This window comes from Deinococcota bacterium, from assembly GCA_030858465.1.
Classification (GTDB): Bacteria; Deinococcota; Deinococci; order Deinococcales; family Trueperaceae; genus JALZLY01.
In genome coordinates this window covers 1-8290 of the sequence record JALZLY010000263.1, presented here as the reverse complement: position 1 = coordinate 8290, position 8290 = coordinate 1, and the positions used below count along the sequence as shown (strand labels likewise).

The following is an 8290-nucleotide window of genomic DNA, read 5'->3' as shown; positions in this document are numbered from 1 at the left end:
GATAGGCCGTCGCTACCCGGTAGAAGCGGGTCGTCCCAGCTTTGGCTTCTCCCCGGCAGGTCAGCTCATCCTCTTGGCCATAGAAGGGTTGGTCGTGCAGATCCACAGTGTAGGGCCACTAGGCCCCCGCTAGTGCGGGTACTACGGCCACTTCAGCCGCCGCGCGTCTAGCCTTGCGTGGTAGCCCATCGTGCAGGGCACCGTTCACGCTTGCTTCGAGTTCAAAGTGCCCTGTGAAACGGGTATCCAAGTTGCCTACCGACAGCTGTGCGTTCAGCTGTTCCCGCACCGTGTTGCTGCTGATGTCGACATCAAGATCCTGGCAGCTTGCGTGGGTCGACCTACCCGTCACGGCTGCGTGTGTGATGATCTCCAGGATCACCTTGTTGTTGGCTTTGTAGCCGCAGACGTCAATGGGAAGATGGTCTTGCAGGCGCTCGACGGTTGCTGCTCGTGTCGTCTCGTCATTGAGGATGGTAGCCTCAGTTGAGGGCGTGCTCTGGGTCTTTTCCATCCCTAAGCGTAACGCCCTCTCTCCATCGAGTTCAAATAGCCAATCTGTGATCTACTGAGACTGTGACTTTCTTGTCCGTGCAGCGATGGACGTGCGGGAGCAGGTTGGCCTTGTCGGCGTGCTTGACGACTCGCAGTCTTACCTTGCTTGTCTCTCGCCCCACTGTACCTACGATAGGCGGCCGGTCGTTCTCGTAGCTGCCGTGCCCCCGCCGCTTGTTGGCGCGCCTTCTGGGCGGGTCAGCAGGGTCTTGGTGCCGCTCTCCTTTTTTCCCCCGCGTTCTGGTACATCTCATCAGTCTCGGCGTGCTCGTCCTGAAGCAGAGTATCGGGTTGGAGTCCTTTGGCATTCTCCTGCAGCTGTTTTCGCACCTCATGTACAGTCGTGCGGCTCAGGCAGAGTTCATCGGCCAGCTCGGCGCTCGACTCACCCTTGCAGACGCCTCTAAGCAGCATCACCACTTGGACGGGACGCAAGTGCTTCTTCTCGAAGACCGTCTTGCTATAGAGGTTGTAGGTCTTGTCGCAGTGACAGCAGCGGTAGACGCGCAATCGGCTCGTTTCGGTGGTGCGGAAGTGCCTGGCTTCATCACTGCTGCAGTTGGGGCACTTCAGTCCTTCAGGGTGGAAATGCTCCTCAATCCACCTGCGGCTCTCCTGGTCGTCCAACAGCTCAGTAATCGGAAATCGCATGGCTTCACCCTAGCCCATCATCCCTCTGCACTTTGTTCATACATGAGCCAAGCTTGAAAGTTCTCTCGTTGACCAGCGTTTGGCATGGCTTGCTTGAGATTGTAAACTAGTTGTCGAGCTAGGTTGAGTTGGTTCATACCCTTTTTTAAGGGGCGACCTAGCTCGCTTTCAAGCTCCCTATACACCTTGCTGCATAACTGCAAGATCTAAGTATAATGAACCTAAAGCTACCCAGGAGATTCTCCTTGATTTCCTCCCACAACCTACCCTTGCCGCGCATACCGCTCATCGGGCGGGAACGGGAGTTTGGTGCCGCGCGCGAGCTTCTGCTTTGCAGAGATGTTGGGCTGGTCACGCTAACGGGTGCTGGCGGCATCGGCAAGACACGCCTGGGGATTCAAGTGGCAACGAGTCTCCAAAGCGACGGTCATCACTTCCCCGATGGCATCGCGTTCGTGGCTTTGGCCTCGCTACAAGATCCTTCCCTGGTCGCGCCCACCGTTGCCCAGACGCTCGGTATTCGCGACATCGCCGGCATGCCCCTGATAGAAGCCATAAAGCAGCATCTAAGCGGGAGCCACATGCTCCTCCTGCTCGACAATTTTGAACACGTCATCCCGGCCGCTCAGCTGCTCGCCGAATTGCTGTCCTTTTGCCCAAACCTCAAACTGCTCGTAACTAGCCGGGAGGTTCTCCGCATCACAGGCGAGCATGTCCTCCCAGTCACTCCCCTGGCAATACCCCAAAACGGCCAGCTGTCGTCGCTCGAGCAACTTGCCCAGTACGCCTCCATCCGTCTCTTTACCGAGCGTGCTCGGGCCGTTAACCCTAACTTCAGCTTGACCTCCGAAAACGCCACGGATGTGGTGGAGCTCTGCCGCTGCTTGGACGGGCTGCCGCTCGCCATCGAATTGGCCGCGGCCCGGATTGCCGTCCTCGCCCCACGACAGGTGCTTGAGCGCCTACAAGACAGGCTGACGCTGTTGTCTGGCGGCGCATCGGATTTACCTGTGCGGCTGCGGACGCTCACCAACACCATCGACTGGAGCTACAACCTCCTACCCATTGAGGAGCAAAAGGTCTTCACGGCACTCTCCGTCTTCGCCGGAAGCTGGACCCTCGAAGCTGCGGAAGCCATTTGCAACTGTGACGAAACGATGACCGGGGAGGTACTCGAGCTCCTCACCCGTCTCGTCGACAAATCCCTGGTGGTAACGGAAACGCATCCCGCCCGAGTGCGCTTCCGGCTGCTCGAGACGATCCGGCAGTACGCTCTGGAGAAACTTAGGGCAATACCTTTGGAGGAGCGGCAGGTACGCGACCGCCACGCGGAGTATTACCTCTCGGCTCTTGCTGGACGCGAAGAAGGACTCAAGGGACACCGGCAGCAGCAGGCGTTGGAGGAGGTAGCCGCGGAGCTGGAGGACATCCGGACGGCCTGGTATTGGGCAGCAGAGCAGGAGAGGCCACAACTGATTGCGGCATCAGTCGATGCTCTTTGGCTCTTCTCTGCAGGCCGAGGGAATCACCATGAAGCCAGCATCATTTTCGGCAAGGCAGTAGCGGCCCTAGCACAGGCGCACACCACTGAGCAAAAGGTCGCGCTTGGGAAGGTGCTGAGGGGAGAGGGATCGGCCTGCTTTCGCCTCGGTTTCTACGATCGTGCCAGGGACCTTCTCGAAAGGAGCATCGGGCTGTTTCGAAAGCTCCACCTGGCACGAGAAACCGGCTTTTCATTGAACCAGCTTGCTGCCACAGTGCACCTCCAGGGGAACTATCAGAAGGAGCGGCAACTCCTCCAAGAGAGCATCGCCCTCTGCCGCGAGGCAGGCGACCGCTGGCTCATGGCTTACTCCCTCAACGACCTCGGCCACATCAGCTATCTCCATGGTGACCACGGCGAGGCCGAACGGTGCTCGCGGGAGAGTCTGACGACATTCAGGCAGCTCGGCGACCAGCGTGGGATTGCCTTCGCTCTCCACAACCTGGGCATGATTGCTACCCATCTCGGTCATGATCGTGAAGCCACACACCTCCATCTGGAAAGCCTCGCGTTGCGCCGCTCCCATGACGATACCTGGGGTGTTGCCTCTTCGCTCTTGCAACTAGGCCTCATCGCCCGCCTAAGAAACGACGAGTCTAAGGCAAAAGACTGCTTCCTTGAAGCCTTGCGAGCGGCAATTGGCGTACGAGCCCTTCCTCTGGTGCTCGAGCTGCTGGTCGAGCTGGCGGCACTGATGCTGCCAGGAGGGAAGCACGCAAGAGCGCTCCACCTCCTCACCCAGGCGCTGCATCACCCGGCAACTCGCCTGGAGACGCGGGAGAAGGCGAGGAAGTTCATGGCGGAGCTGGGAGCTCGAGCGGAAGAGGCCCCGGTAGGACGTGGTGAAGACGCATTCGAAGAGGTGATAGAGCAGGCTCTGGCCCTCACGCACGTTTCACTGCCTGCCACCTCAACGGCGCCTGCCAAGGCGCCTGATCAGCGCGACCACAACACACTAACCCCTCGTGAACGTGAGGTGCTGCTCCTCATCGCCAGCGGCAAAAGCAACCAGGAGATCGCCAGCGACCTCCACTTGAGCATCCGCACCGTCGAACGCCACATCTCGACGATCTACGACAAGATTGGGGCCTCCGGCCGGGCTGCGAGAGCGATGGTAACGGCGTACGCCTTCAGACACGACCTCATCTAAACCACAGCCCATCTAAACCGCAGCCTACGTGTTGGCCGCCACCTCCGGCCTGCACGCGTGGCGAGGAATTACGTGTGGGCACGCATGACAAACGAGCCCGGGCGCCCTACCATGCACCTACCGGGCTATGCGCCGGACGCTCGTGGCTAGTCCCACCGGCACCCGGCGAACGGCCCGGCCCAGCCTCAAAGCCTCACCGTCAAGCACGGAGAAAGGAGCTACAGGTGCGAGCACGCGAGCCTAGTTATTCAGGACAGGTCGAGAGCCGTGGCGTGAAGATCTCCTTTGAAGTCTTTGGGCACGCGGAACCGACGCTCCTACTGCTACCCACCTGGACGATTATTCACGCCCGCTCCTGGAAGATGCAGGTTCCCTTTCTGGCCGAGCATCACCGGGTGGTCACCTACGACGGTCCCGGCAACGGTCGCTCCGACCGGCCACAGACGCCCGATGCCTATAGCCAGGAGGCGCAGGTCGCCCACGCGCTTGCCGTGTTGGACGCTACAGGTACGGAGCGGGCGGTACTGATTTCACTCTCACGCGCCGCCAACTGGGCACTCGAGCTCCTCGCCGAACACCCCGAGCGGGTGCACGCAGGGGTATTTATCGGCCCGGCCACTCAAATTACCCCTGGGCATTCCAGTCGCCAAGAAGCGATGGCGGCCTTTGACAACGTTACCGGACGTAGCGACGGCTGGTGGAAGTACAACCGCCACTATTGGCTCGAGCACTACGAGGACTTCTTGTGGTTCTTCTTTAGTCAGGTGTTCACCGAACCCCACTCCACGAAACCCATTCAGGACTGCGTGAGCTGGGGGCTGGAGACGACCCCGGAGGTCCTTGTGGCTGAGGCGGAGACACCCTATCCGGACCGCGAACAGCTCCTTAGGTGGTGCCGGAAGATCCGCTGCCCGGTGCTGGTGGTTCATGGCAGCGAGGACGCCGTCATCCCCTTGGAACGAGGTCGGGCGCTGGCCGAGGCCAGCGGCGGCGCCCTCGTCACCCTGGAAGGCTCCGGACACGCCCCTCACGTGCGTGATGCCGCGGCGTTCAATCTTCTCGTGCAACGGTTCATTGCGCCACTACTACCCACGGCGCCAAAGGCATCAGCCTGGCAGCGTGCCCTTGAGCGTCCCAGGCGGGCGCTGTTCATTTCCAGCCCCATCGGCCTGGGCCATATTCAGCGCGACCTCGCCATCGCGCGTGAACTCCGCCAGCTCGTGCCCGATCTGGAAATTCACTGGTGGGCCCAGCACCCGGTCACGCGGGTGCTCGAGGAGGCCGGCGAGTTCGTCCACCCGGTGAGTTACCGCATGGCTTCAGAGTCACGGCATTGGGAAGAGGAAGCGTCGGAACACGAGCTTCATGCCTTCTACGCCTTTCGCCGAATGGACGAGATCTTCCTTTACAACTTTATGCTCTTTCACAACCTCGTCCGAAGCGAACGTTACGATCTGTGGATCGGCGATGAGTCGTGGGAGGTCGACTACTACCTCCACGAGAATCCTGAACTCAAGACAGCACCGTACGTCTTTCTTACGGACGTTATCGGCTTTTTGCCGGTCGACCCCGAGAACGACCCGCGTGAAGCGAGCATCACCGCTGACTACAACGCCGAGATGATCGCTCAGCGGGCACGATATCCGTACCTTCGGGACCTGTCGCTTTACGTAGGTGAGTACGAGGACCTGCCGGACACCACGTTTGGGCCTGGACTGCCGAAGATCCAGGAGTGGGCCAGAGAGTGGTTCGAGGCGGTGGGTTATGTCCTACCGTTCGACCCTAGCGCATACAGGGACACGGCGGCCCTCAGACAGCGCCTGGGGTACGCCCCTGACAGTCCACTCGTGTTTGCAGCGGTCGGCGGCACGGCCGTCGGGCGCTCGCTCCTGCAGAGGACGGCAGAAGCGTTCGCGCTCTTGCGAGGCCGTATTCCCGCCGCACGCATGGTTATGGTGACAGGTCCCCGCATCGATCCCGCTGAACTACCCGAGGTTGCAGGGCTCGAGAAGCATCCTTACGTCCACAACCTCTTCGAGCACCTCGCCTGCTGCGGCGCGGCGGTCGTCCAGGGCGGCCTCAGCACCACGATGGAGCTCGTCGCCACCAAGCGGCCCTTCGTCTACTTCCCCTTGCGCAAGCACTGGGAGCAAATGCATCACGTCGCCTACCGGCTCGACCGGTATCGGGGCGGAACGCGCCTCGACTTCACGAGCACGACCAGCGAAACGCTGGCTGAAGGGCTCGAGCATGCCCTAAACCAACCTGTTGAGTATCGAGACGTTCCAGCAGGCGCTGCTCGGCGTGCGGCAACACGCATTGCCAGCCTGCTGTCACGTTCTTGGTGAAGGAGGCGGTGAGGGATTATGAGGATGCGGTAGCAGCACGACAAGAGCGTTCCGGAACCACGACGAGGCTCCGGAGACGGACGACGAAAGGATAGTTCCAGTCAACGAAGGAGATATAAGGTGAAGACCTTATGCAGATCAATCATGCTAATTCATTCCCATCCAAGGGTTGAGGAAGTACACCGCCTAACCGGCAGAGCAGAAAGGAATATCATGTTCAAAAACATCAGCAAGTCATTTTCCGCCGCTACGCTTGTCGCTCTTGTTGCGATCATTGCCGCTGCCCTCTTTAGTTACGGCGCGAGCCAGCCACTCAATACTGCATCAACCGCCAGCAGCGACGCGCACACGCAGAGGCCGGGCCTCCTCCTGGTGGACTACCGCAACTTAGGCGAAGGTCCGGATGGGGTGGCCCTCATCGACCTTGACCCTGAGTCAGCGCAGTTCGGGGAGATCATTCAGAACGTCGAGATAGGCGTGGGTGTCTTACCGCACCACCTTTACTTCAATCATGACCAGAGCAAGCTCTACACCACCGCATTGGGAGGCGAGCACCTTTACGAGATCTTCCTTGAGCACGGCCCTGACGGCACCCCGGTAATCACTTCCATTGAGCCCATCGACACCGGCGAGAACATCGTAGGCGAAGACATTTACTTCACACGAGACGGCAGTCGCTTCTATATGACCTTCTTGGGTGGTCAGGGTGGCGACCAGGGAGGCTCTGTTGGGGTGTTCGATGCGCAGTCCAACGAGCTCATCACATCCATTACCGCGCCCGTCCCGGAGGACCCCGCCTCTGGACAACCATTCCTTATGTACACACATGGCATTTCTGCCAATGAAGACCTTGGTCTGCTCATGGTGACCTCCACCATTCATCCTGATCTAGCTACCGGTGCCGGCAACACGGTTACGTTTATTGATCTTGAGACGAACGAGTTGATCAAGACTCAGCTCGTCGGTGAGAGTTATGAAGAAATTAGTGCGCCTGTCGAAGTGCTGATGCTCCGCGACGAGTTGCCCCCTTACGCGCTCACAACCACGATGCTCGGCGGTGATATCTGGATTGCTGCGTATGATGAGAGCACGCAGAGTTACGGCGAATTCCAAAAGGCCATCGAGGGCGACGACTTCGGCTTGAGCTGGCCGCTTGAGTTGTACATCCACACCAATCAACTGAGCGAAACGGAACTCTACGTCAGCTTTGGTAAACCTGGTACCGTCCACGTCTATAGCTTCGAGAACCTGCCGGAACTGACCCTGAAGCGGTCACTTCCTGCTGCTGCCGGTGCCCACCACATGGTGTTTTTCACCACAGCGTCAGGACGTGAAGTGATGGTGATTCAGAATAACCTACTGAACCTCGATGAGCTCAATGATGGCAGCCTCATGGTGGTGGATATCCATACAGGTGACGTGCTCGCGACACTCGACCTTGCAGGTGAGCATGGCCTCATGCCGGAATCGATCGAGTCGGCCTACGGACATGGGCACGACTATCACCACTGAACGTGCTTAGGTAGGGGCATAAAACAGCAAGACCTACGTCTGCTCAGTAGGTCTTGTTTCTCGTGAAAGGGATGATCCACTTATGAATGCACAAACTGCGGAATCGCTGCTGATGTTCTCTGAACAAGCTCGCCCTGGCCTGAGTGGTCTCGATGTGAAAACCCTACTTGGGCAGCTCGAACACCAGTACAGCGAGCTAATCGCGGCACTCGAATGGTTCATTGAGCAAGGGCACACAGACAAGGCACTCCGTCTCGTCATCGCTCTGGCTCCCTTCTGGATGATGACAAAGCGGTTGGTTGAGGGCTCCGCATGGTTCGATCATGTCCTTGAGTAGCCCCGTGGCGATGACACTCACCGCGGCCGCGCCTGCTTCGAGGTAGGGCTGCTGGCCTTCTGGCAGGTTGACACTCCCCACGGCTAAAGCCGGGGGATTCTCTTTCTCCCTACAGCGACCCACTAGGGCCGCTTTCGGTTACGGAGCTTAGGGGTGTGCCATGCACCCCGCCCGTTGGAACCTCAAGAACCAAC

The 8290-nt window shown here is 59.4% G+C and carries 5 protein-coding genes and 2 pseudogenes; 5 read left to right on the top strand and 2 right to left on the bottom strand.

Annotation, left to right across the window (positions count from 1 at the left end):
- Positions 1–118: 118 nt before the first annotated feature.
- Both M3498_13360 and M3498_13355 read right to left on the bottom strand, forming a co-directional pair.
- Entirely contained in the window at positions 119–514 is a 396-nt protein-coding gene (locus M3498_13360; protein MDQ3460264.1) for a hypothetical protein, read from the bottom strand.
- Between the two features lie 239 nt (positions 515–753).
- Positions 754–1206, bottom strand: coding sequence for a hypothetical protein (locus M3498_13355; GenBank protein ID MDQ3460263.1), 453 nt, complete (start codon positions 1204–1206; stop codon positions 754–756).
- Positions 1207–1421: 215 nt separating this feature from the next.
- Between M3498_13355 and M3498_13350 the strand changes: the two are divergent.
- From M3498_13350 to M3498_13330, 5 genes and pseudogenes are all read left to right on the top strand, one after another.
- Positions 1422–3224 (top strand): annotated as a pseudogene (locus M3498_13350) (tetratricopeptide repeat protein).
- Between the two features lie 480 nt (positions 3225–3704).
- Positions 3705–3899, top strand: a pseudogene (locus M3498_13345) (LuxR C-terminal-related transcriptional regulator).
- A gap of 272 nt (positions 3900–4171) precedes the next feature.
- Positions 4172–6247, top strand: coding sequence for an alpha/beta fold hydrolase (locus M3498_13340; GenBank protein MDQ3460262.1), 2076 nt, complete (start codon positions 4172–4174; stop codon positions 6245–6247).
- Between the two features lie 213 nt (positions 6248–6460).
- Complete coding sequence (locus M3498_13335) at positions 6461–7759, top strand: hypothetical protein (GenBank protein ID MDQ3460261.1); 1299 nt, start codon at positions 6461–6463, stop codon at positions 7757–7759.
- A gap of 82 nt (positions 7760–7841) precedes the next feature.
- Positions 7842–8096: a hypothetical protein gene (locus tag M3498_13330; protein MDQ3460260.1), complete on the top strand. Its 255-nt coding sequence runs from the start codon at positions 7842–7844 to the stop codon at positions 8094–8096.
- Positions 8097–8290 lie beyond the last annotated feature (194 nt).